Source organism: Enterococcus termitis (genome assembly GCF_001730305.1).
Lineage (GTDB): Bacteria > Bacillota > Bacilli > Lactobacillales > Enterococcaceae > Enterococcus_L > Enterococcus_L termitis.
In genome coordinates this window covers 1-26,098 of sequence record NZ_MIJY01000034.1, presented here as the reverse complement: position 1 = coordinate 26,098, position 26,098 = coordinate 1, and the positions used below count along the sequence as shown (strand labels likewise).

Annotated in this window: 21 protein-coding genes; 17 read left to right on the top strand and 4 right to left on the bottom strand. The window is 35.3% G+C overall.

From position 1 onward, the window contains the following. Positions 1 to 215: 215 nt before the first annotated feature. The 12 genes from BCR25_RS12555 to BCR25_RS12500 all read left to right on the top strand — a co-directional run bounded on the left by BCR25_RS12555 (position 216) and on the right by BCR25_RS12500 (position 15,603). Positions 216 to 2,264, top strand: coding sequence for a J domain-containing protein (locus BCR25_RS12555; protein WP_069663938.1), 2,049 nt, complete (start codon positions 216 to 218; stop codon positions 2,262 to 2,264). 207 nt (positions 2,265 to 2,471) lie between these two features. Continuing rightward, the gene (locus BCR25_RS12550; RefSeq protein WP_069663937.1) at positions 2,472 to 3,617 is read left to right on the top strand and encodes a hypothetical protein; all 1,146 of its coding nucleotides are present in this window, start codon (positions 2,472 to 2,474) and stop codon (positions 3,615 to 3,617) included. After that, complete coding sequence (locus tag BCR25_RS12545; RefSeq protein ID WP_069663936.1) at positions 3,614 to 4,231, top strand: MptD family putative ECF transporter S component; 618 nt, start codon at positions 3,614 to 3,616, stop codon at positions 4,229 to 4,231. The genes BCR25_RS12550 and BCR25_RS12545 overlap by 4 nt, the downstream gene beginning before the upstream one ends. Next, positions 4,206 to 4,901, top strand: coding sequence for an energy-coupling factor transporter transmembrane component T (locus BCR25_RS12540; RefSeq protein WP_069663935.1), 696 nt, complete (start codon positions 4,206 to 4,208; stop codon positions 4,899 to 4,901). The genes BCR25_RS12545 and BCR25_RS12540 overlap by 26 nt, the downstream gene beginning before the upstream one ends. Then, a complete protein-coding gene (locus BCR25_RS12535; RefSeq protein WP_069663934.1) occupies positions 4,901 to 6,340 on the top strand; it encodes an ABC transporter ATP-binding protein in 1,440 nt (479 codons plus the stop codon). Before BCR25_RS12540 ends, BCR25_RS12535 begins: the two co-directional genes overlap by 1 nt. Then, entirely contained in the window at positions 6,341 to 6,673 is a 333-nt protein-coding gene (locus tag BCR25_RS12530) for an antibiotic biosynthesis monooxygenase (RefSeq protein ID WP_069663933.1), read from the top strand. A 344-nt stretch (positions 6,674 to 7,017) separates the two neighbouring features. Continuing rightward, positions 7,018 to 9,642, top strand: a complete 2,625-nt coding sequence (locus tag BCR25_RS12525) for a glycoside hydrolase family 38 N-terminal domain-containing protein (RefSeq protein ID WP_069663932.1) — start codon at positions 7,018 to 7,020, stop codon at positions 9,640 to 9,642. A gap of 22 nt (positions 9,643 to 9,664) precedes the next feature. Beyond that, a complete protein-coding gene (locus tag BCR25_RS12520; protein ID WP_069663931.1) occupies positions 9,665 to 10,987 on the top strand; it encodes a PTS sugar transporter subunit IIC in 1,323 nt (440 codons plus the stop codon). A 171-nt stretch (positions 10,988 to 11,158) separates the two neighbouring features. Then, complete coding sequence (locus tag BCR25_RS12515; protein ID WP_069663930.1) at positions 11,159 to 11,956, top strand: MurR/RpiR family transcriptional regulator; 798 nt, start codon at positions 11,159 to 11,161, stop codon at positions 11,954 to 11,956. Positions 11,957 to 11,971: 15 nt separating this feature from the next. After that, positions 11,972 to 13,237 carry a glycoside hydrolase family 125 protein gene (locus BCR25_RS12510; RefSeq protein WP_069663929.1) on the top strand — a complete coding sequence of 422 codons (1,266 nt, stop codon included), beginning with the start codon at positions 11,972 to 11,974 and terminating at the stop codon, positions 13,235 to 13,237. 16 nt (positions 13,238 to 13,253) lie between these two features. Then, complete coding sequence (locus tag BCR25_RS12505) at positions 13,254 to 14,627, top strand: glycoside hydrolase family 1 protein (protein WP_069663928.1); 1,374 nt, start codon at positions 13,254 to 13,256, stop codon at positions 14,625 to 14,627. A gap of 217 nt (positions 14,628 to 14,844) precedes the next feature. Further along, on the top strand, positions 14,845 to 15,603 hold the full coding sequence (locus BCR25_RS12500; RefSeq protein ID WP_069663927.1) for a class I SAM-dependent methyltransferase: 759 nt from the start codon (positions 14,845 to 14,847) through the stop codon (positions 15,601 to 15,603). Between the two features lie 73 nt (positions 15,604 to 15,676). Here BCR25_RS12500 and BCR25_RS12495 read toward each other — a convergent pair whose 3' ends face one another. From BCR25_RS12495 to BCR25_RS12485, 3 genes are all read right to left on the bottom strand, one after another. Continuing rightward, on the bottom strand, positions 15,677 to 16,111 hold the full coding sequence (locus BCR25_RS12495) for a universal stress protein (RefSeq protein WP_069663926.1): 435 nt from the start codon (positions 16,109 to 16,111) through the stop codon (positions 15,677 to 15,679). 124 nt (positions 16,112 to 16,235) lie between these two features. After that, entirely contained in the window at positions 16,236 to 17,543 is a 1,308-nt protein-coding gene (locus tag BCR25_RS12490) for a peptidoglycan DD-metalloendopeptidase family protein (protein WP_069663925.1), read from the bottom strand. A gap of 346 nt (positions 17,544 to 17,889) precedes the next feature. Next, positions 17,890 to 18,705, bottom strand: a complete 816-nt coding sequence (locus BCR25_RS12485; protein ID WP_069663924.1) for a helix-turn-helix domain-containing protein — start codon at positions 18,703 to 18,705, stop codon at positions 17,890 to 17,892. Positions 18,706 to 19,014: 309 nt separating this feature from the next. Between BCR25_RS12485 and BCR25_RS12480 the strand changes: the two genes are divergently transcribed. From BCR25_RS12480 to BCR25_RS12470, 3 genes are all read left to right on the top strand, one after another. Beyond that, complete coding sequence (locus tag BCR25_RS12480) at positions 19,015 to 19,578, top strand: hypothetical protein (RefSeq protein ID WP_069663923.1); 564 nt, start codon at positions 19,015 to 19,017, stop codon at positions 19,576 to 19,578. Positions 19,579 to 19,869: 291 nt separating this feature from the next. Further along, a complete protein-coding gene (locus BCR25_RS12475) occupies positions 19,870 to 21,357 on the top strand; it encodes an AcpB/EbpR/MafR family transcriptional regulator (protein WP_245792158.1) in 1,488 nt (495 codons plus the stop codon). A 65-nt stretch (positions 21,358 to 21,422) separates the two neighbouring features. Next, positions 21,423 to 22,334 (top strand): aldo/keto reductase, encoded by a 912-nt coding sequence (locus tag BCR25_RS12470; RefSeq protein WP_069663922.1) that lies wholly within the window; start codon positions 21,423 to 21,425, stop codon positions 22,332 to 22,334. A gap of 143 nt (positions 22,335 to 22,477) precedes the next feature. On the opposite strand, the gene BCR25_RS12465 is transcribed toward BCR25_RS12470, so the two are convergent. Next, positions 22,478 to 23,374 carry a helix-turn-helix domain-containing protein gene (locus BCR25_RS12465; RefSeq protein WP_069663921.1) on the bottom strand — a complete coding sequence of 299 codons (897 nt, stop codon included), beginning with the start codon at positions 23,372 to 23,374 and terminating at the stop codon, positions 22,478 to 22,480. A 725-nt stretch (positions 23,375 to 24,099) separates the two neighbouring features. Between BCR25_RS12465 and BCR25_RS12460 the strand changes: the two genes are divergently transcribed. After that, positions 24,100 to 24,477, top strand: a complete 378-nt coding sequence (locus BCR25_RS12460) for a hypothetical protein (protein ID WP_069663920.1) — start codon at positions 24,100 to 24,102, stop codon at positions 24,475 to 24,477. 368 nt (positions 24,478 to 24,845) lie between these two features. Next, entirely contained in the window at positions 24,846 to 26,006 is a 1,161-nt protein-coding gene (locus tag BCR25_RS12455) for a Cys-Gln thioester bond-forming surface protein (protein WP_069663919.1), read from the top strand. The last annotated feature ends 92 nt before the right edge of the window (positions 26,007 to 26,098 follow it).

Sequence of the window (26,098 nt, the reverse complement as noted above, 5' to 3'; positions counted from 1 at the left end):
TCTTATTTGACAGCTAGCTACTATACATCAAAATTTAGTGATTGAGACATAACTCCTGTCATTTGGAATCTCAATAAATGCTGGAAACAGAGGCAATCCCTTCGGAAAGAAGAAGCGATCGCTTCTGTTCCATTTTTTTCATATTGTCTTTATCGTTGAGTTTTGTCATAATAAAATAAGAAGACTAGTTAGCGAGTGAGAAAGTGAGTTGGGTTATGAATTGTTGGGAACTTCTGGGGCTGGAACCGACCTCAGACAAGAAAAAAATCAAGAAAGCATATGCTGTCAAATTAAAGGAGCTTAATGTAGAGGAGCAAGCAGGGGACTTTCAACAATTGAAAGAGGCATTTGACTCTGCCCTTTTTTTATCAGGTACAATTATCGATAGCAGCCAATCAAAATCAACAGAGCTGATGGAAGAGTCTCTTGTTGAACAGACCGAATCAATAAAAATAGTGGCTGATGAACGATCCGAGATAGACCTTACTGATAGTGAAGCACTACCAGAAAACTTTAGACAAGAGTCTGATCTGGTAGGCGATTTTACGCAGAAATTGACAGTGATTTATGAAACATGTGATTTTTTTTCAGATCCGCAAAAATGGACTGTGCTCTTTTCAAAGGAGTTAGAATGGACGATAGAAGAGTATAATCAAATAGCTTATATCATGCAGCAATTTTTATTAACAAATTATCGTGTATTATCAAAGAAAGTCATAGAATATTTAGGGCATTTTTTTGATTTTGATGCGTTAGCAATGGATTATAGATCTGGAAACTATTTCTGTTACACATGGAGAGAAATCAAGCAAGTTCCAGCATTTTCGTTTGATAATTATGAAGAGATAGAAAAGGAACAGCGGATCGATTATTTCACACAACGTTATGAACTGTTTCGAATATTTTCTACAGGTATTCCTGATCCGTCGGTATGGCAAGAACGATTATACGAGTGCAAAAAAACAGTACGCAATGATTTTGATGTGATAAATTTGGAAATTGCTTATCTGTTGATGAATGACTTTAGACTGGAAAAAGAACAAACAATAAACGATTTTTATTATTTATTTGAAAGAGCCGAAAAACTGAAAACAAATTCGACAAGTACTTTTTTTAAAGCTTATGTAGATTGGGTCAGAAAGGAACAGCCGGTGAATCACATCTTGACTTTTGATAGAAGTGAAACTGTGATTCCATCAAGTACAGATCATTTACTCATGGGCTATGTCTATTTTCAGTTAAAACGTTACTCGAGTACCAAAGAATATTGGGAAGAGTTAAGCAAACAGACTCCTTCACTATTCAAAGCTGATGAACTGGCTGTATTGTTTCCAAGCGAACCAGTCGCTATTCAGCAGAAAAAACAAAAAGGAACAGGCTATTATATTTGGGTATTCTTTGTGATCATGATGTTTCTGCTGAAATTTAGCTCACTTGCTTCAAAAAGTTCAAAAAAACCCTCATACACGACAATTTCTGAGGTACAAACCTTATTTAGTGGTGAGAGTGCCACCTTTAACAAGCGTTTTATAGAGACGCACAAAAGTTTAAAAGAAAGTAAACATGCGTATGATCAATTTCTTTACTACTTTTATGTTGATCCTGAAGATGAAGAAAAAGAAACGTTCATTGAAGAAAAGCTAACTGGATCAGCAAAAGAAATGGCACAGAATGTGACTATTTCCGAGTTGCCTGAACAAACGATCAAATCTCGGTATGATTTTTATGTATCTCCAGATAATGTTAAAGAATACGGATTAGTTACAGCTGTGACGATGCATGAAGAGGAAGAACCCTTTTTAATTTTTCAAGAAGACGAACAAGACAAAATTTCGAACGTATTTGGACAGGGCTGGACACTTTTACCAGAGGAGAAATTTGCTGATCTATGGGCAGATATTCAAGTAAGACCATTGATGTCACAGAAATTTTTTGTTGTGTATTATTTATTGTCTGAAGAAAGAGCCGAACATTTACAGGAAAATCCAGAATATACGACCGATCCCGTCAAAGAACTGTTGGAAAAGCATCTTAAAATACCTCTAGCAACAGAATTTGAGGGAGGGACTTGGCAGATGACTCGTGATGAGGAAGGAAAATTATATACAATCGTCAATGATGAGAACGATGAACCTCGCTTTATACTTTCATACGATGATTATGGTAGATTAGAGCATATTTATGGTGAGCAATGGGAAAAACTGGATGAACCTAAACAAAAACAATTGTACGAACAGGCAGAAGAAAAGATTGGCTCATTTTAGAAAAAGAACAATCGTGTAGATTCGCGCAGATTACAAGTTCAGGTTGTACTAGAATATGGAACTAGAAGCATGCGTCAAACTATTGCAGTCTAGTTCCTTTTTTAGGGAGCAAATGAACAAGGAAATAGCTAGCTATTTTTTACTGATAATGATTCTCATTATCATATGTATATGTTATACTAACCCAATAAGGAAAGGAGTGATGCTATGAAAGAAATTAAGCTTGGTACTTTTTCGGTTCAGTATGATCATCTAAAGACAGCTGACTGTTCATTAAAAATAGCTGAAGAGATCTATATTAAGGAGCAAAAGCTGCCTAGTTATTTTATTGGAGAGGCAACGATGAGCTTTTTTGATTTTTATGCAGCTGAGTGTCCGGAACTACAGCAAGATGATTACCGCATATCAGAAAATTTCCAGCGCATCATCAAACGATTTCCTCATACAAATCAGCAAAATATATTGAGCGAAGACGATCACTATAGCATGAAAAAGATACCTATTTACGTCTCGGCAAAAGAGTATCTAATTGCAAAAATTACACCTGAAAAATATCCAGCATTCATTGATAAAGTGGAACAAAGTCAGCTGTTTGCAGCAGAGAACGTAGATGGAACAAAATATAAACGCCTATCACTAAATGGTACATATGGTCCCAGAGAAGCGTTGACTGATCAGGATTCAAACGATCGCTTTGTGCAGGCGCAACTGGAATTGACTAATGAGCTGTATTATTTTGGTCATTACAGCTATGCCGGAATGATCCAGTTCTTGCCGGAATATGGGATTGAAACGTATGATCAATTTCATGAAGCTTATGGAAAATATATTTATAGTATGACTTTGACTAAAGCGGGACAAACAATTCCTTTATTGTGGCCGGATTATTTATACCACAAACCTGAAAATCATCTTGAGTTCGGTCTTTTGGCTGGGACTGATCAAACAAGGTATCAGCTGTTCGATCACTGGACAGAAGGAGAAGAAGTGAGCATTGAAATTTTGGCTGAAGGATTTGAGGATGTGCATTTTACCACAGTTCTTAAAAAGCCAATGAACAGTCGTCCAAAAATTGTAGAAACAGATAGTGTAAAAGGTGAACAGATTACGTTGAAGATCGCACCTGAATTGATTACGGAAATCATGCAACAAGAGGCAACGATCGATATTCTTACTCCTAAAAAAGATACATTAGACGGATCATCACTAATCAAAAAAGCAACAGAGGATCAGCTCATTTTTTCAAGTGATTCGTTAAGCCAGCATGGACGATACCAATTAAAAATAGTCAGTCAAACCTATGGGCAATTATTATTTTTATTTACAATGAAGCAAGAAAGGTTAGAAGAATGAAAAAGTTAAAAATTCAAGATTTTATTTCAATTGGCATTTATACAGCCATTTATTTTTTAGTAGTATCGATTACGCTGGGGATCCTGACGTTTACGATCCCAACGTTCAATAATGTCCTTATTCCAAGCGCTACTGCACTTTTTGCAGGAATTATCTACTTATTAGTGATTCATCGGATCCCTAGATTCGGTGCGATCACGATCATGGGCAGTGTGATGGGCTTATTTTTCTTGATCTCTGGTCACTTTCCCTTGTCTTTTTTACCAAACGTTTTGTGTGCCATCGGTGCTGACTTGATTCAATATAAAACAAGACTTCCAGAAAAGATTCGGACAATGATTAGCTATACAGTATTCAGTTTTGGTCTTATGGGTCCTGTGTTGCCTTTATGGTTCATGAAAAATGCTTATGTAGATGCATTGATAGCTCGCGGCAAAGATGCTGTGTATATTGATAAAGTATTTACACCGATCACAACAGGGACATTTTATTTTTGTACAGCGGCAGTGATTATATGCAGTATTATAGGAATTACTATTGGACAGAAACTGTATGCGAAGCATTTTGATAAAGCTAAAGGAAAAAATTATGAACAAAGCATACGTAAGGTTTGATCCTAGAAGTAAGTTGTGTACGATTTTTTTTGCCAGTTTTTTATTGATGTTTCCATTACCTTTTAATGCAGAGATTCTTTTTGTAAGTTTGTTATATGCTTTATTTATTTTGAATGGTGCAATCAAAAAAGGGACGATTTTCTATGTGGTGTTTTGGCTTTTTATTTTAGGAGATCATTGGCTATTTCCGTACATAGACAACGGTATTGCAGCATTTTTTGATTTCTTACTTGTTGGCAATCGTCGTCTTTTACCAACAATCATGGCGGCGACTTTTGCAATGAATCAAACAAAAATCAGCGAGTGGATCGCAGCATTAAAGAAATGTCATATTCCTTTTGGACTGATTGTCCCTTTGACTGTATTGGTTCGTTTTTTCCCCACTTTGTTTCATGATTTTAAAAGTATTCGCAATGCAATGAAATATCGAGGGATCGCTGTAACTACATTAGATTTATTCATTCATCCATTTCAAACAATGGAATATATTATTGTTCCGATTTTAATGACGGCAGAAAATACGTCGATAGATCTATCCTCGGCTGCTTTAGTTCGAGGTTTGGCCAATCCAACGTTGCATACGAGTGTTTATGACATTCGTTTGAACGTACAAGATTACATTTTGATCGTTCTATTGATAGTGGGCGGGATTTTCGGGAGGATGCTATGATGATTGATATAAAGGATATCGCATTCTCTTATGAGGATCAGCAAGAAATGATTAAAGGAATCGATTTAAACATACCGTCAGGCGAGTTTGTTGTCTTATGCGGGAAAAGCGGCTGTGGAAAATCTACCTTGCTGCGACTGTTAAATGGATTGATTCCAGAGCTATATACTGGGAAGCTGAGTGGAACTGGGACAGTCTTGAATCAGGATTTTTTAACGAAAGAGTTTAACCAGTATGTCCGTGAAATTGGTACGGTGTTTCAAAATCCCAAAACGCAATTTTTTACGAGTGATGTTTACTCTGAATTGGCTTTTGCTATGGAAAACTATGGTGTTCCTAGATCTGAAATGATCGAGCGAATCAAAGAGATGACTCAGTTATTTTCACTAGAAACATTTTTAGACCAGAGTATGTTTCATTTATCTGGAGGACAAAAGCAGCTGATTGCATTTGCTTCAGCTAGCATGTTAAAGCATCGTCTGTTTTTGTTAGATGAACCATCGAGCAATCTTGATGAAGAAACGATCGAAAAACTAAAAAAATATCTTGCCATTCTCAAAAATATGGGAATGACGATTATTGTTTCAGAGCATCGATTGTATTATTTAAAGGATCTTGCCGATCGCTATTTGTTGATGGAAGATGGCAGATTCATAGGATCGTATTCCAGTCAGGAAATGCATGAGAAATCAGCGGAGGCAGTCAAACAATTAGGGTTACGTGCTCTTGATCAAACAAGTCTTGTTAAAAAAGAGACTGTTTGGGAAAATCATGGAGAGTTGAATTTGGTTTGTGATCAGCTGGTTTTTCATTATCGAAAAAAAGCACCTGCTGTAACGGTACCTGAGTTGACGTTAAGTAATGCTCATGTGACTGGCGTTATTGGGCATAATGGAGCTGGCAAATCAACGTTTTCAAAACTATTATCAGGTCTAATTAAGCCTCGTGCTGGTAGGATCTTGTTGAATCAAGAAAACATGACTACGAAAAACTTGATCAAACAAAGCTTTGTTGTTATGCAAGACGTTAACTTACAGTTGTTTTTTGAAACAGTAGAAAAAGAAATTTGTCTCAATGCTAGTGACCCAGAACAAATCGAGCAAGTGATTAAAATGCTTCATTTAAAACCATTACTTTTCCGACATCCTCAGACACTATCTGGTGGAGAGAAACAGCGTGTAGCAATTGCGAGTGCCTTGTTGTCTGGAAAAAGAATCATTATTTTTGATGAGCCGACGAGCGGACTAGACTTGGTGCATATGGAAGAGGTCAGCAAAACGATCCATTGGTTAAAGCAAAAAGGTATTTTAGTTTTAGTTATTTCACACGATAAAGAATTTATCAGTCAAACTTGTCAACGGATTCTACATTTTGATCAAGGACAAATCATTGAGGATTATTTTATTGAACATACAAAGATAAGTGATGGAGGGAAATAAATGTTTATTGTAACGAACACGATCCAAACTGAAACAGAGCATTCACAGCGAATCATTCAACAATTTACAGCAGGGCATACAAAAGAAAGCATGGAAACTGTGGACGGTTTTTTGAATTTTCAATTGATGCATCGTTTATTACCGGACAATCCAGAAATAACGGAACTAGTCGTATTAAGCCGTTGGACTTCAAAAGAACATCAAAAAAACTGGGTGAAGAGCCAATCTTTTAAACAGATGCATCAAAAAAAATCCTCAGATAATGCTACAGGTGAAAAGAAACGCCCAGGAATCATTTCCAGCACGATTGCTGAATATGAGGTATTAACTTAATACACAAAGTATTTAGCAGCTAGAAATAGGCAAATCGATTATTCATTTGAATTCTAAGAGACCAAGATGTAACTCAAAGAGTTATGTTTTAGTCTTTTTTTTTGTTTAAATAATCGAGATTGAATACGAAAAAAGCGAATCATGCTGAAAACAGTTTCATATTTCAAATGTCTACAAAGGGAAATTACTTGATTAAGTAGCTATTGTTGGAGAGAAACATATTGATACTATTTTCATAATATAACGAAAAATAAGAAAATATTTGAAAATATTATCGGAATCGTTTTCTTTTTTTTCGTTAAAGCGTATATTAAATAGGAGGTTAAGATGGAAGGAGAAATATAATGAAGAACATACATGTTGTTGCTCATACTCATTGGGATCGTGAATGGTATTTTAGTGACAATGAAGCATTTATTCAATTTTCTTATCACATGGACGAAGTGATTTTTGCTTTAGAAAATAACGAGTTGGATTACTATTATTTGGATGGGCAGTTAAGTATTTTGGATGACTATTTAAAGGTATACCCAGAAAAAGAAGCAAAAATCAAAGAATTAGTTGAGAACAATCAGTTATTTATTGGACCTTGGTATACCCAAATGGATGAATTTGTCGTAGCAGGTGAATCAGTAGTAAAAAACTTGCAAATCGGTATTGATATGTCTAAGCGTTTGGGTGGTCACACTGCATTAGGGTACCTTCCGGACTCATTTGGTCAAGGGAAAGATATGCCCAAAATATATAATGGTTTTGGCATTGAGGATGCTGTTTTCTGGCGGGGAATGCCTAGTGAAATTACGAAAAGTCGTGAATTTTATTGGACAGCAGAAGATGGCTCAAAGGTACTGACGATTAATATTCGTAATGGTTATTATGCAGGCGTTACATTGGTCGAAGGGGAACTGTACCAGAAAAAAGAAATCCTTGATATCGTGAAACAAGATAGTGCTGCAGAGGTTGTGACCTTGCCAGTTGGTGGAGATCAACGCGCTGTTGACCGAGGCCTAAAAACAATCATAGCAGAAATGAACGAACAATTTGGAGACGAATACAAAATAGAAGAAAGCAACTATCCTCATATCTTTAATCTACTTAGAAAAGCAAAGCCAAATTTGCCAACGGTGCAAGGGGAATTTATGAGTGGGAGCGTGTCGAAGATCCATCGCTCCATTTATTCTTCTAGATACGATTTAAAGAAAATGAATGACACGATCGAGAATCGCTTGATTTTTCAACTAGAACCGTTAATGCTAATGGCTGATGATCTTGGTGTTCCATTTAAACGAGAGCTATTAGATTATATCTGGAAGTTATTATTGAAAAATCATGCGCATGATAGTATTGGCGGCTGTAACACAGATAAAACAAACGAAATGATTTTAGCACGATATAAAGAAGCAGATCAACTTTCTTATTCGACAGTTGATTATCTTGTTCGAAAAATATCTGAATCAATTGAAGGCATTCAAGAAAATGATCTTGTGCTGTTCAACACCATGCCCTATTCAAGGACGGAGTCGTACACAGTAGAAGTGAGTACCAAAAAAGAATATATACAACTATTCGATCAAAATCAAAACGAATTAAACGTACAAATACTGTCGACTGAAAAAGTATATGCTGGTGAAGTTAGACGATCTCAAAGTGACTATGATGAATCGAAATATTACTATATCCATAAAATGATGATTGAAAAAGAACTGGAACCACTTTCTTATGCCATCGTTACAGTTCAAGAATCTGACGAAATGATCCAAAAAGAACAAAAGGAAAATCAACGTACCTCTATTGAAAATGAGGCATTGAAAATCATTTTCTCTGAAGGAAAGCTTAGTATCACGGATAAAATTCAAGAAGCAACCTATGAAAATTGTCTTTATGTAGAGGAATCTGGAGATGAAGGAGATACGTATGATTATTCACCAGCGTATGACGACTATATTCTTCAATTGGGCTTTGATGCAGCAAAAGCTGTGATTTCAACTGGAGAGCTGATATCTACGTTGACACTGACAGGAGATTGGCAAGTTCCCCATGATCTAGAGTCAAGAAAAGAACAACGTTTAGATCAAAAAATAAATTACACGATTCGTTTGATGTTGAAAAAGGACGAGAAACGTATCAATATGAAAGTAACGATCAATAATCAAGCGAAAGATCATCGAATGCGTGTGGTTATCAAGACGCCTGTTCAATCTGTTAGTAGCTATGCGGATACGTTATTTGGGATCGTTGAAAGAAAAAATCAAGATCCTCATATCCAAGACTGGCGAACACTTGGCTGGAAAGAAGAACCAACAGAAATCTATCCAATGATCCATTATGCAAATATTCATGATGAACTGGCAAGTTGGACAGTAATGAGTAAAGGGATTAAAGAGTATCAAATAATCGATCAGGCTATGCATATTACGTTGTTTAGAGGCGTAGGCTTTCTCGGTCGTCCGGAGTTATTGAGAAGACCAGGAGATGCTTCTGGAAATCAGTATCGATATATTCCCACACCTGACAGTCAACTACTAGGTGAATTGGAAATGGAATTATCCTTGATGATTGAAACAAGCTTTGACCCAGCAAAGATTCAAAAAGACTATCAAAAATATTCAGTTTCAGTACCGTATTATCAAATTCAAACATTAAATCGATTTACGAATCCTATCCAGTATTTCCAAAGCAATAAAGTAGATCATTTAAATCCGTTACAAACATTTAGCGACTGGAGTAATCCAAACTTAGTATTTAGTGCATTAGAATTAAGTCGAGATGAAAAGTGGATCAATATTCGTATGTATAATCCATCATTGACAGAAACGATTGATGCACAAACTGTCGTATTACCAGCAAGTAAAACGGTTCGTTTGATCGATTTAAATGAACAAGTACTTGAAACATATGGCGCAGTGAAAACAGTCACCTTAGGTACGTTTAAACCAGGAGAAATCAAAACAATTTCAATAGAAAGATAACCAGGGAAAGGTCGCGTTAAAAATGAATATAAATATTGAAAAAATCCAAGAGCCATTATTGAAAATCGCCAATAAAGTTGATAATAACAGTGTTCTACAAGCGATAAAAAATGCATTTATCAGCAGTATCCCCTTTACAGTTGTCGGTTCATTTTCCAATTTGATCAAAATGCAGATCGATGCATTTTTCGGCGAAACATCGATTGGACAAACCTTTTCTGCTATTTTTGGGAATGTCTACCAAGGAACATTAGGGATTGTGGCGTTACTGATCGTTTTTTCGACAGCATTTAACTTTGCAAAAGAATTAATGAAGAAGCATCCTGAATCTAATATCAATCCGTTATTGGCAACATTACTCGCTTTTGCAGCATATTTTGTGATGGTGCCCAATAATGTTAACTTTGCAGATACTTCTGCAGAAGTCGTTCAAGGCTACGCCAATAACTTTTTTAGCTATGAAGGAATGTTTACCGCATTGATCGTAGGACTGTTTGCGGTATATATTTATTCACTTTTAGCGAAACATAAAATCGCTATTAAATTACCAGGGAATGTACCGCCAAATGTTTTCGATTCATTTTTTGCTTTGATTCCAATTTCCATTGTTTTATTGATCTGTTCCGTTATGAAAGTTGTGATCGAAGCATTTGATTTTAACTCGTTTATGGATCTTGTCAGTCAGCTCTTTGTTCAACCGTTAACATCAGTCGGTACAGGATTACCAGCAATCATCGTAGTAATCTTGTTGCAGCAAATTCTATGGTTTTTGGGTTTACACGGATTCAATATCGTTTGGGGTGTTGTGTCAGCGTTATGGTTACCTATTTTCTTGGAGAATGTGGCGAAATTTGCTGAAACTAAAAGCTTTGCAGATATTTCTGTTGCACCAAACACGATGACGAATGTGTACGCAATGATCGGTGGTTCAGGGGCTACATTTGGCTTGATTTTAGCAATCTTAATTTTCACTCCGAAATCGTATAGTGGGCGTGAAGTGGCAAAACTATCATTTATTCCAGGATTATTCGGAATCAATGAACCAATTATCTTTGGGTTCCCGATCGTACTGAATCCATTGATGTTCATTCCGTTTGTCTTCGTACCTGTTTTTAATGCAGTCGTGGCTTATATCGTAACCAAAATCGGTTGGGTCGTTCCTTTAGTTGTACTGAATTCTGGAAATGAACCAATCTTTATCAGTACTTGGATTTTAGGGGCATTTCATTTAAGTCCAGTGATCTTGACAGCGGTTTTAGTTGTTTTAGATGTGTTTATCTACGCGCCATTTGTACGAATGAATATGAAATTTGACGAAAGTCAGCTATTGAACGCACAGGATTAATCTGGAACAAAGGGTAAAGAAAAATGAATAGATGAAATAGAATAAGGGCAGAACTCTGTAGGTTGCACTTTAGACAATAAAATTTACAGTGTGTTTCATCAATGAGGTTCTGTCCTATTCTTATTTTTTAATCTCATAATTACAGTATAAAAAGGAAGGAGCGCATTGAAGATGGAAAGCTATATCGAATTGATCATTCAGGCAAATGAAAAGAAGTTTACAGATGTAGAAAAAGTGATTGCTCAGTATTTTCTTGATGGTAATAAAGAACTAGGCATTCAGGAGTTGGCAAAAAAACTAAGTGTGTCGAACGCATCGATCACTCGTTTCTGTAAAAAAATCGGTTTAGCAAACTACAAAGAGTTGATTTACTTATATAAGTATTCAAGTAAAGGAACGAAACAACAATCAGATTCCAGCATTAGCTATGTTAATTTGAATTATTCCTTACTGTTAAATGATATTGTTGAAAAATTAGATAAAGAAGAAGTAAAAAAAGCTGCACTTATGATCGATGCCGGCCGGATCATTCATTATTGGGGGACAGGTTATAATTCATTTTGCGGAGAAGATTTTCAGTTTAAATTTTCAAGACTAGGTAAAATTGTCAATGTGATCAAAGATGAACACTCGATTGCCATGATGGCTCAAGGTGTCCAACAAGGAGACCTTGTTGTCGTTTCTTCCATTTCTGGAAATAAGGAAGAGGTTGAAGAAGCTGTGAAGATCGTATTTGAAAAGGGAGCAAAATTGATTGTTATTACTGCAAATGAAAAAAGCCCGTATAAACATTTTGCAGCTTCTTTTTGTTTGACGAGTTCAATGGGAAAAAAAGATATGGGAGGAATTTCTCCACAAATCCCGATTTTAACAGTGATCGACATATTATATACAGAAATTTTAGCTATGTATCATGAAGATACAATTAAATCATGGATCAAATCAGAAGTGATTTTAAAAGGAAAATAGAAAGGAGCAAGAAGTATGACAGTCGACTATTCCAAAGCTGTGATTGAAGCGCTAAAGGAGAAAGTCAAAGAGCGGTCTGTCAATCCGCGATGGAGCGATGTTTTTTCGACTTGCTTTGATAATACATTGGAAACAACCGTCGTTCAGACCGTCGAAGATACGTTTGTGATCACTGGTGATATTCCAGCAATGTGGCTGCGGGATTCATCAGCACAGATCAAACCATATTTAGTCGTTGCGAATCAAGATGAAAAGATTAAACAATTAATAAAAGGATTGATTGATCGACAAATCAAATGCATATTGATTGATCCATATGCCAATGCATTCAATGAGACTGAAAATGGACACTGTTATCATCAGGATAACACGGATATGAATGGTTGGATTTGGGAAAGAAAGTATGAGGTTGATTCATTATGCTACCCAATCGAACTAGCGTATCTTTTATGGAAAAAAACTGGAGAAACAGGACATTTTACTAAGCATTTTAAGCAAGCGATAGAGAATATTCTCACTGTTTTTGAAACTGAGCAAAGACATGAAAACTCGCCTTATCGTTTTGAGCGTTTGGGAGAGCGTCCGGAAGACACGTTGACAGACGGCATTGGAGAACCATGCGGCTATACCGGTATGACCTGGTCAGGTTTTCGTCCGAGTGATGATAGCTGTACATACAATTATCTCATTCCAGCAAATATGTTTGCGGTTGTTATTTTAGGCTATATAGAGGAAATTTTGCTAGAGTTTTTTAATGATCAAACATTGATCAAACAGGCGAAACAATTGAGACAGGAAATCAAACAAGGAATTGAAAAGTGGGGAATTGTTGAACATGAAGGGAAAAAAGTTTATGCTTATGAAGTAGACGGTTTAGGAAACTATCTGTTGATGGACGATGCAAATGTTCCCAGTTTATTGTCTGCGCCATACTTAGGTTATTGTTCGATCGACCATGAAATCTATCAAAATACACGGGAGATGATTCTTTCTAAAGTCAATCCTTATTACTACGAAGGAACTACTTTGAAGGGAATCGGAAGTGAGCATACGCCAAAAGACTATGTTTGGCCAATCGCTTTATCGATTCAGGGACTCACAACAAATAATCAAGCAGAAAAAGAAGCTCTTTTAGATAGACTCGTTCAAACAGAAAATGGAACAAATCATATGCACGAGGGCGTAAACGTCAATGATCCTAGCCAATACACCCGTGAATGGTTTTCATGGGCAAATATGATGTTTTGTGAATTATTGTTAGATTCATTAAAAATTAGCTAAATAGGAGATACGTAAAATGAAAAAATTTCCCAAATCATTTTTATGGGGAGCAGCTACCTCAGCGCCGCAATCAGAGGGACACAGCTCATTAAATGGTAAAAGTCCTTCCACATGGGACAAATGGTATGAACTGGCTCCAGAAAAATTTCAAAAAGACCAAGGCCCTGAACATACGACGAATATGTACGAATTATATCATGAGGATATTAAGCGAATGAAGGAAATCCATATGAATTCATATCGGACCTCAATCGCATGGACTCGCCTACTACCAGACGGCAAAACAATCAATCAGGAAGCTGTTGATTTTTATCGTGATTATTTTAAGGAATTGCAAGAAAATGGGGTAAAGCCAATTATCAATCTTTTTCATTTTGATATGCCTTGGTGGTTGATGGAAAAAGGCGGCTGGGAAACTCGTGCGTCTGTCGATGCATTTGCCTATTATGCCAAAACATGTTTTGAATTATTTGGTGATTTAGTTGACGACTGGACAACCTTTAACGAGCCTATGGTTCATGTGGAATGTGGATATTTATACGGCTATCATTATCCTGCGATCCATGACTTTAAGAAAGCTGTTCAAGTTGGCTATCACACATTGATGGCTCATACCTTGGCAGTCAAAGCGTTTAAAGAAGGTAGCCATTCAGGCAAAATTGGAATTATTCTAAATGTTTCTCCTTGCTATCCGAGAAGTCAATCAAAAGAAGATTTACAGGCAGCCGAGCTAGCCGATTTGCTGAACACAAAAAGCTTTTTAGATCCAGCTGTATTAGGAACGATTCCAGCTGGGTTGATCGATTGTTTAAGACAAAATCAATTACTTCCGGTCACCGAAGCAAATGATTTAGAAGAAATCAAACAGAACACAGTTGATTTTATTGGAATGAATTATTATCAGCCGAGCCGTGTTCAAGCGCCGAAAGAGGTTAATAAACCAGCTGTTTCACCGGCAGATTTCTATGATCATTATGATTGGCCGGATAAAAAAATCAATCCTTACCGAGGCTGGGAAATTTACCCCGAAGCCTTGTATGATGTGGCAATGATGATTAAAAATGAATATAAAAATATTCTTTGGTATGTTTCTGAAAATGGGATGGGTGTTGCTGATGAGGAACGCTTCATGGATGCCTCTGGAATGATTCAAGATGACTATCGGATTGAGTTTATGGAAGATCATCTCACTCAACTGCATAAAGGGATTGAAGCAGGAAGTAATTGCTTTGGATATCATTCATGGACGTTTATTGATTGCTGGTCATGGCTAAATGGATACAAAAATCGTTATGGTTTTTATCAGTTAGATTTAAACAATGACCAACGTCGATTGAAGAAAAGCGGACTGTGGTTTAAGGAATTAGTTGATCAAAATGGGTTAAAATGATCCAAAGACAAATGCAAAGTTTCTCTTAAAAGCTGATTTTTAGGAGATTCTTTTTGCCGTTAAAATAATTGACCGAAAGGAGTAAGGTGATGTGTCGAGGTAGCTGCTCAATACAGTTATAATGTGATAGAAGCTGTATTGAGTGAATGAATTTCTATCAGATCAATAACTGTATTGAACTTACTTGAAAAGAATACTTTGTAAGGGAGAAACGGTTATGAAAAAAGAAAGTCAAAAAGAGTATTGGAAAATGCTGGAAGGAAATACGCCTATAGGGTGGGATTTTTCATTTATGACAAATCGCTGGAGCATAGAGCCTTTGCCGTGGGATTATTCGAGTTTGGTTCGAAAATATCTGAAAAAAACGATGTATTTATTAGATATGGGCACCGGTGGAGGAGAATTATTGTCAACTTTTGGACATCCAGATGACATGACTGCTGTAACAGAAGGATGGTTACCTAATTTCCAGTTACTTATGGAACGTCTTTTGCCATTAGGTGTCACCGTCGTTTTTGTGGATGAAACAGACCAGTTGGATTTTCCAGATGATTCATTTGATTTAATCTTGAATAGTCATGAGTCTTATGACCCAAAAGAAGTGAGTCGCGTATTGAAACCCGGCGGACTCTTTATCACACAACAGGTGGGGGATAAAAACGGTCGTATACTTTCAGAAAAATTAAAAATAGCAGATAAACGTCATTCATCAAGCTGGTCATTAGTAACAGCTGAAAAAGAATTATTAAAGGAAAACTTTGAGGTTCTTTTCAAAGATGAATCCTTTCCGCTTCAAAAATTCTATGATATGGAAGGGTTGATTTATTATATTCAGCGAATTCCTTGGGAATATCCTGAATTTACGGTAACAAGTCAGTTTGAATCATTATTAAAATTACAAGAAGAACTGGCAGTGAACGGATTCATTACGAACTATCAACATCGCTTTATTTTAATTGGGAAATCGTTAAAATAGGCAAGTTGGCTAAGAACAAAGCAAAAAGAGCGTAACAAAACGAACGACTAGTTTTGTTACGCTCTTTTATTGTTTATTTAACGACTAACACATTACACGGGGCATACTGTACGACGTAGCTCGTAGTAGTACCAAGTTGATTAGCTTGAATTTGACCTTTTCCAGTAGCACCGACCACAATCAAATCAATCGATTGATTTGTGGGAACAACGGTTGCGATCATCTCTTTGGGATTGCCTATTTCCACCAAAGGAGTTACATCGTGAACATCCTGCTGTGTGGCATAATAGATACTCTTTAATAATTCTTTTTCGATTGCTTCTTTTTCTTCGGCTAGAACTTTTGAATACGCGTATGAGCTGTGACTGATTGCATTTTCATCAACAACAGAAAGTAGGTAAAGTGAAGCATTTTTTTCTTTTGCGATTGAAACCGCATGTTCTAAAGCTAACTCAGCATTTTTTGAACCGTCAACAGCAACTAAGATGTTTTTGTAAGCATTGCTCATGTTACTCATCACCTTTCTTTATCTACTTTTATTATACCATGTTCAGTAGCAGACTTTAACTAATAGAGTAAAATAAAAAAATAAGAAAATCAGTGTTTATCTGATTTTCTTATTTTTTATTTAATTATAGTCCTAAGAATGGCGCTGGATTAACAAATCCACTCCATAAGCCGGTAGAAATACTAAAATGTAAATGTACACCAGTTGAATTTCCAGTTGTACCCATACCACCTAGTGTCTGTCCAGCACTTACACTTTGTCCAGCTGCAACACTTAAACTGCTCATATGCAAATAGTATGAATAATAGCCGTTATCATGTTTGATAACTACGTGATTTCCAGCCATACCACTATAATTTGCACTGACAACTTCGCCACCTCGAGAGGCCATGATCGGCGTACCGCTGGCACCACCAAAATCGATACCATCATGGAATGAACCAGAAATTCCTGTAGGATCTTCTCTGCCGCCAAAACCACTTGTTACGATCATACTTGAAACCGGAGTCGCCCAGCCGCCAGAAGAGGTTGGGGGAGTTACAGCATTTTGAGTATCATCAGAGCTAGCTGGTGCATCATCATTTGTTGCAGTAGTTGTATCTGGAACACTTGCAGCAGGTTGTTCTGCTGGAGCTGTTTTAGCTGAAGCTTGTGCTTGTTGTTCTTTAGCAGCTTGTTCTTTTGCTTGTTTTTCAGCAATAGCTCTGGCTTGAGCTTCTTTTTTCTTTTCTTCAGCGATTGCCTTTAATTGAGCTTCTTTTTTCTTTGCTGCTTCTTCTTTTTGTTTTACAAATTTATCTTTTTCTGCTTTTTCAGTAGCCAGTGCAGCAGAGATTTCATTGATTTTTACGTTCTGCTCTAATTTAGCTTCAGTTAGAGCTGCTTCTTTTTCTTCAAGTTCTTCGGTTTTCTTTTCAAGAGTTGCTAGTGTTTTAGTCAACGAGACTTTTAAAGTATCAAGTTCGTCTTTATCTTCTTTTTGAGCTGTTAAAATGTCGTTATTGGCAGTCACTAATGTGTTTACCGCCAACATTTTAGAAATAGCATCTGAAATTGATTCAGCATTTAAAACCACATTTAATACAGAATCTTGTTCATTATTTGTTTGTGTAACTCTTGCTTGAGCATTCAATTGGTCATTTCTTTTTTCGATCTTTTTTTCCAAAGTTGCGATATCTGAATTTAATTTATTCATTTCTTTTTCATGTTTTTGTTTTTCTGATAATACTGTTTGATACTCCGTTTCGATCGTTTCAATTTCAGATTCTAGTGAAGCAAGATATTCTTTAGCATCTTGTTCGGTTTTAACAATCTCTTCGATTTTTTTTGTTTGGCTATCGATCTTTTGATCGATATCTTCAGCAGACGCACTTATTGGGGCTGCGTTTACTAATAAAATAAACGAAAGTGTAAGTAATAATTTCTTCTTCAAAATGAGGTTCCTCGCTTTTTATTTATCGTATTTTAGAAAATGGAACAAAGATACCCAACGCCTGAATAACATAATCTCCAGTTGTTGCTTTGAGTCCATCTTGGACTGATTCGTGATTAGGGCATGAGATGAACTGGACGTTCGTTTTGCGCTCCAAAAACTTCAATAACACAAAATAAAGTATACCATAACCGACGAAGAATAATCATTGATCGACTGCAAGATTAATAAAAAGCGATGAAATTTAAAATCTAGCAATAAAAATATCATCTATTTGTAATATATGACATGTGTTTCAGAATAAGAAAATCAGCAACTATTTGTCTAAAACTTTTTAAAGAAGAATTCATTCGCCGTTATTCGCTAAAAAAAATGTATCTAAAAGTTCTGTAAGTTCTTGTTGTGCATCAATATACTTGCTTTGGATAGCGTTATTTGACAGCTTTTTCTCGTGCTCATGCGTATCTAGATCTTTTGAATAATCTACAATCTTTGATTCATGGATCTTATACGCGATATCATTTGTGACGATTTCAGAAATAATAGAAAAAATCTTTGAAAGTAATGAGAAATGTACAGATGTTTCTGAACGTTTCAGCAAATCAAACAGCTGAAATAGAATCATCTTATTGATCTCTTTTTGATCAGAGTTGTAAAATAGCGAATCTATTTTAGGTAGAAAACGTTGTCTATATTGTTCGTCTTGTTCGATACCGTACGTTACAGAATCTTCTGATATCACTAAAGTACTTTTTGGTGAAAGACTTATTTGATAGGTTGTTTCAAATGAATTTGGAAACAGGTCGTTAGCAATCGTTAAGATTTCTAAATCCTGCAAGTAAGTTATTTTCTGTTTTTTTAATACGTTGATCAATTGTTGAAACTGGTTTTCATCGAGAGCGCTTTTCAAATTGTTTTGGTTTAGCAAACGAGCAACATAGTCGTCAAAAGTGCCATAGCGAATCCATTCGACAGTTGTATTACCGAGAATCGCTAACTTCTCCAAGCGTTCTTGTTTGGGTAGGTTATTGCCTTTTTCCCAATTATTTACTGTGCTAGCACTAGAATTTCCCACTAACTTTGAGAAACGTGCCATAGAATAATTGTGCTGACAACGAATATCTTTGATTCGTTGTCCAGCTGCTTTTAAATCAATTTTCAAATTAGTACCTCCTGTTTTTTCTCTTTTAACTATATCATTTTTTAGAGTTGTTTTGTAGTGTTTAATAGTCAAAATGTTGTTGCTTTTTATTCTTTCGAATGATATTATGTTTTTATACCGAAATAATTTCATTCAAATGGTTGGAGGTGATAGGCATGAAGAGAGTATTAGGGCGTGTTAGTATCAAGAAAGCTTTTTAAAGGGTTGTTTTTTTAGTGATACATAATAGATATATTTTATTTGCAACCCATTTTATTTTTATTTTAAAATACCGAAATTTATTCAATTATCTAAAGGAGGAAAATTATAATGAAAAAAATAGCAAAAATAGAAGAGCAAAAAAATCATCTACTCTATGAATTTTTAGAAAAATTAAATAAAGAGGTACCCTCTCAAAGTGATAATCAAAAAATTGAAGAAGCTTTTGTACATCAATACAAGCTGTTAGTAAACATGTCTTTCAGTGCTAATATTTTATACAAAGGACTCGATTATGCTGCTCACCTCTATAATCATATTGCAAAAATAGAGTATTCTAGGTTGCGCAAAATGATTATCAAACAAAAGTATGATCAACAAACGACTGAGAGAATCTTAAAGAGAATCAAAAAAGCTCAACATGAACTACTTCAACAATCTCCATTGGTTAAAAAGTCTGAAGGCATCGACATTTTTTATGGCTTTACTGGTGGAAACCGCCAAAAGTATAAAAGTAATCGAAAAGCAATCAAACAAATGTATAAAATAATCAAACAGACTTCCAAACGCAATCTAACTAGATTTTTGCAAGATACTTGGAATAGAAACTATCAAAAACTAAAAATGAAAAAGGATACTACATTGTGGCTGGTAAAAAGCTATACTTGGCGCTAAAAGAAATTCCCTTATTATTAAGATACGCAAGAAAATCTCGTTTATGTGAAAAAATCTTGTATATTTTTATCAAAGTCTGGAAAGCTGTATTTGATGATCAACTTGTTGCAGATATATGAGCATTAATGAGAACTTGCAAAGGTAGCTGTATGTGTAATTTAGACAGCATTAAACATCTATCTATAAATAAAAAATGAAAAATAATGAGTCCTGCGTAGTTTATCTATGTAGGCTCTTTTTTCATTAATTTAGAAGGGGCTCAAAAAAGTTTAAACACTAGGGAGAAGTCAAATGATAGATTATAGAGAGTTAGTTGATTATGAATCAAGAAAATTGTTGGACCTTTTTTTCTTACTTGTTTCTGCTGACGGTAAGGAGAAGTTGGAGCTATTTTCAAAAAAATTGTTGATCGATGCGAAAACAATTTTGCGTTATATCAAAAAACTGAACTATTTTATCCGGCAATTTCAATTAGAACAGCATCTATCAATTAGCACTAAATCAAGAAATTTATTTTATCTCAAACGTTCGAGTGATTATTATATTGATGTGTTTGTTACTTACTTTTTAAAGACGCGTCCAGAAATCAGTTTTCTGAAAGCTGTTATTGAAGAAGAGCCGATTCACACAAAAGAATTTTCTGATCATTTATCTATCAGTGAATCCAGCTTAAGAAGACGAATAAAAAGAATCAACATCTGGCTACAAAAAAAGAAACTGCGTTTAAGACGTGGAAGTTATGAGTTGCTTGGAGATGAAAGTCAGATTCGTGCATTCATTTTGCACTTTTATTGGTTTGTCTATCAAGGAACAGAAGCTCATTTTTTACCAATCGATACGCACTTTTATTCTAAAATAGAAGAAACATTTCTCCTGTTTTTTCAAATTCAACTTAATGAACTTCAAAGAAAGACATTTATCAGAATGATACATATCGCAATCTGGCGGGAGCGAAAAGGCCATAGAATTCAGTTGAAAAAAGAGTGGGAGCCCTACTTAAACGACAGTGCCATTTTCTCAAAATTCGTAAAGAGAGTTTTGAAGGATGAAACGAGTCAAAAAATGGACAGAGCAGAGCTATCTTATCTGTATTTAATTATTCAGGCGAATTTTTTGCCTTATTTTGGTTCAAGTGTACAAGCATATATCATTGAAGAACATTTTTTAAATAAGACAAATTGTTATTTAACTACTTTGAAAGCAACAAATCAATTTCGTCATATCTTTTGGGAGAAAAAGATTGAACATTCAAAATCAAGTGTTTTGGCTTTTCTAGCTTTTCATTTACTTTATGAACTAGTCTCAGATTTTTCATTTGAAAGAACTAGAGTTGTATTGACTTTAGAGGAGAGATACCCTAAATTTATGCGGAAGTTAAATGAAGGACTGTACGAGTTGAAAAAGGAGGAGTCATTTTTTCGTAGAATTCCTGAAGAAATTCTTATCCATCGTTATTTTACACTTTTTGCTACACTCATTCCTCCAGTGTATTTTGAACAAAGGCTTTTTATCTGTTTGTTGACAGACTTATCATTGGAACTAGAACACGAATTGGGTAAAAGAATTACCGATTATTTTCACAACAAATATAATATTATGGTTATCTATGCTCGGAAATCATCCTCTATCTCATACTCTAGTGTTATTTTAACGACTGTTTTTCACAGTGAGCTGTTTCAAAAACATAAACATAAGGTGATGCTTATTGATCAACATTTCTCAGAAAAACAATTTGATCAACTTGAAGTTTATTTGAAAAATGCAAGAAAAAGAAAATAAATGAAGCCCTTTCAATCAAATGTGGTAAACTATAAAAGTAAAGACAAATACTAGGAGGTTTTTCAGTGAAAAAGATTCAATTTGGGAAAAGTGAATTACAGGCGGCATCAGTCATTCTTGGGTGTATGAGAATGAATGGAGCTGAAAACCCTACGGAAATCATCGAAACGGCATATGAGCATGGGATTGACTTTTTTGATCATGCGGATATTTATGGTGGCGGTGAGTGTGAAACAATTTTTGGTAATGCCTTAAAAGAATCTGCAATTCAAAGAGAAGATATCATTATTCAGACGAAATGTGGAATTCGCAAAGGAATGTTTGATTTTTCAAAAGAACACATTATTAATTCTGTAGAAGGAAGCCTAAAACGTCTAGGTGTGGATTATATTGATGCCTTATTATTACATCGTCCTGACACCCTTGTGGAGCCCGAAGAGGTTGCAGCAGCCTTTGATCAATTGGAATCACAAGGAAAAGTGAAATATTTTGGCGTTAGCAACCAAAAACCAATGCAGATCGAACTGTTGAAAAAGACGGTCAAGCAACCTTTAGTAGCAAATCAACTTCAATTTGGTATCAAACATACAGGAATGATTGATCAAGGAATTCATGTAAATATGACTGATGAAGCAAGTACCGATAGAGACGGCAGCATTCTAGATTATTCTAGGTTGAATCAAATGACGATTCAAGCTTGGTCACCTTATCAGTATGGCTTTTTTGAAGGCGTGTTTATTGGCAACGAGCAATTTGCCGAATTGAATAATGTATTGGATCGAATTGCTGAAAAACACGAGTGTACGTCAACTGGCTTAGCTACTGCATGGATTTTAAGACATCCTGCCAATATGCAGGTTATTGCTGGAACGATGAATAAAGATCGAATCCAAGAGATTGCTAAAGCGGCAGACATTGTTCTAAGTAGAGAAGAATGGTACGAGATTTATCGTGCAGCTGGAAATATTTTACCTTAATTTAGTCCTCAAATCTTAAATCTCTATGCTATTACGTTTTATCGAAAACATGCTGTAAATCTATGATAGGTATGCGAAAAGAGAATAAACCATGTCCATTCTGAATGTTCAGAATGGACTTTTTTGGTACAATTTTAATTACTTTATTTCGTTGGCAGTGAAGAACTATGATCGAGTAACGATCGTATCTGTCCTTCTATGGTATCGGCTAAAGCGTAATCTTCCACTATTTTCATATAATCTTTCAATACAAATAATTTGGTCAAATAATAGCTATTTTTAGTTTTTTGATAATTTAATGAATCTGTATTCAGATGAAACATAACTAAATAATAATGATTGGGAAATTTAAAAATAAATTCCTTTGTTTTTTCCAATAGATATTGAGCAAATAGGTAGTCATGATTAGTTAATGCTATAGAAGTGATTGCGTATAGTACTTGGTGAAAAGCTTGTTGATAGGCTTGTGTGAGGTCATAATAGTGTGAAAAGTGTTCAAGCTGTTTAATGATTTTTGAGCTTGTATATTTTGCCGTTTGATAACTTAGGTAACTGCACATATCTGAAAATAAGGCTAAGTCATTCGTAGAAAAAAAGGTTAGTCCGTGTATATAAGAGTTTAAACGATTTAAATCAGTCTTAGAGATGCCTTCGATCTTACCATATTTAAGTTCAGTCATTCTTTTTTTACAAAGTAAATAATAGTGAAAGTGTTTCATGCTGCTTTCCTTTTTGTTTTTTAAAGCTTTATACAGTTCAGAAGGATCCATACTCTGGATATTTTCTTTGGTAAAAGCGGCAAATTTTTTACGATAAGATTCAGATGTAATTCTCCCATTTTTTAAAAAAAGGAAATCATCGTAGCTGACATTTAAACGTTCAAGTAATTCTATTAAAATATGAACATGCAGGCTCGTTTGATTACGTTCTATCTTGGAATAAGTGTGTCTTGATATAATTCCTTGACAGCAGTCTGTTTGAGTAATTTTTCGATAGGCACGTAATTGCTTTAATACTTCTCCATCTGTTTTTGATTGCATGATAGTCTCTCCTTTTCGATTGCTTTCAAGAACAGATTATAGCTGAACTATTAGAAAAAATTAATAAAAACGTCCATATTTTGCTCAAAATGACTAAAATAAGACGAAATATGTAATCAGATAATTGGAATTCGCTCTTTTACTGATGTTCGATAGAAATTTTCAATTAAAGAGCCTATAATGGTGCTAATAAACACGAAGAAAATAAGTAGAGAATGTGGCCTGTGCATATTGTTTTTTACAGGAAAAGGTGATTTTGAATTCAATAAGTAAAAAATAAAAACAAAAAAGTAGTTGTTTTATTTTTGAAAGCATGTTAATTTAAAAAGGTATTGAAGTTTAAGAAGAAGAAACTAATATAAAAAAATAGAGATGCACTAGTATTACTCTCCAGGTTTCTCAGGCCTAGGTCAGCATAATACTAGTCCACAATAAAACAGACTGCACTGGTTTATGTGGAATGCACCCCTGTAGCTTACTAAAGCAAGCCACATTCTAGAGTATAGCAAAGTTTTCTCATTTTTGATAGGGAAAAAGAGCTTTTTATTTTTCTATTAATGGTAAGAATTAACTTTCGTTTTGTGATTCTCTTATTTTGTTTGTGTGTTTATTTGAGCTAGGGCGCGTTACACTTAAATAGTGGCGTGCCCTAGCTTTTTTTATTAGTTTCTTCTTTTTAGATTTTAAATATAAATGAATAAGTAGTGGTTGTTGGAGGTGATAGGATGGCAAGAAAAGACACTTTAAAAATGACGAAAGAGGATCTCTTTTTTTCTGCCAAGTCGCTCAAATTGTTTCATCGTTCAGAGGATTTGTTTGTAAATAGAGAAAAAGAAAAAATTGAAAAACGAGTGATGTATTTTGAAGAAGGAAAGGTTGGAAAACAGTTTGCAGTGGTTGAAACAATGGAGCTAGAAGAGATTTATGACGGCATCCATATGGTGTTTGATTGTAAGAATACAATGATTGCCAAAAGAGCTAGAAAAGGAGCAGTTCTTCAATTTACAGGAAAAGGAGATGCTTATGACCGGATACTTCAGCGTTTATCATACAATCAAAAGCTAAAGATAAATGCACGGATTTATCGGTTGAATAAAAAGTAATGTCCAAAATTAAATATCCGGCGAGTCCGCCGCTTTCGTTATCAGTACAGCTTAGGGCGAAAGAGTAGAACCGAATAAGGTATTGCTGTGACATTGAGAGACTTGTAAAAGTATTCTACTCTCATAGAGTTTGGAGTTCCGATTGCTATAAACTTCACGACTGGACATGAGTTTCAATGAAGTTATTTATTTTAGTTGCATAAAATTACGGTAGCTAGGTTAGGTAGTGAAGATCAGTGAAACTCAAAAAAGACGACAAAAATGTCGTCTTTTTTTGTACTTGAAAGGTGGTGTAGTAGTGAGAATACGGTCGCCGACGATTAACAGAAAAAAAGGGGAATCAAAAAAAGAGTAAGTGAGGGAAAATAATGAGAATAAAACAAAGGAAACTTATTACTTGGGTTGTACTTTTATTTACATTGACTTCGAATTTTTTGCCTGTTCTTAAGCCAGTTCTAGCTTATGCAGAAAATGATCCAGAGACCAGTCAGATGGCGGAGCAAGAAAAGGCCGATACAGAAAAATTAGATGAAACTATTGTGAATCCCGTAACCGACGAGACCACTAAAGAAGAGCTAGCTCCAGTTGAACAAACAATCGAATCTACAACGATAGAGCCGACAAACGAAAACGAAACATCATCAGAAGCGCAGAATGATCAACAAAGTGCTCAGCAAGGACGTTCTGCTGCAGAACTAGCAACAAGAGAAGATCCTTATGATGTAAATGGACTGACTGATGAAGAAATCATCGCTCTAGCAAATTATATGTATGGAGCATATGCTCAAACAAATCCAACTTTTAAAACTCAAGTCATCAATGATAAAGGCGAAATAATCAACATCACTTATGCACAATCATTCGCTGTAGGTTCTTATGACTTGTATCCTTGTAAATGGAATGTCAAGTTAAATGGAAATTGGCTTTTCGGAGCAGAAATGATGGGAAAAATAATGATTGACAATATGCTTGCATATTGTGTACAACCTGCTGTTGAGTTTCAAAAAGGAGAAGGTTATACACCTCAGATATCATTTTCAGAGGTATCAGAGGATCAAAAACGAGTTATTAATAACATTATCAATTTTGGTGCTCAAATGAATGATCCAATCAATTTTTATTTTGCTACACAATTCTATGTTTGGGAATCAATTGGCTATTCTGTGGAAAGTAATCTTGAGAATTACGGTGCTTACAAGGCTATGATTGATGCTGCGGCAGACCACCATCGTTTAAAACCTTCATTTGATGAACAAATATTTACCGTGGTTGCTGGTGAGACGTTAATGATCAAGGATACAAAAAATGTATTTGCTCATTATAATCAAATCAGCAATACTACTAATGCCTCAGTAGTTAAAGAAGGGGACGTTCTAAAGATTACACCTTCAGGTGATTCTGTTGACGGAGAGATCTCTTTTCAGAGAAACTCCCCTTATTCAGGAACCCAATTTTTTTGGCTCAAACCGGGAGCCCAAACAGTGACAACTGCCGGAGAAGCAGTTCCAACACAAACTAAGCTTCGATAGCGATAGGTAACCTTTTGAAGTTTGCTTTCTTAGCTACTAAAAGCAAATAACTTCTCTAGGTTTTCCCCCGCTCCACACCGTACATGCACCTT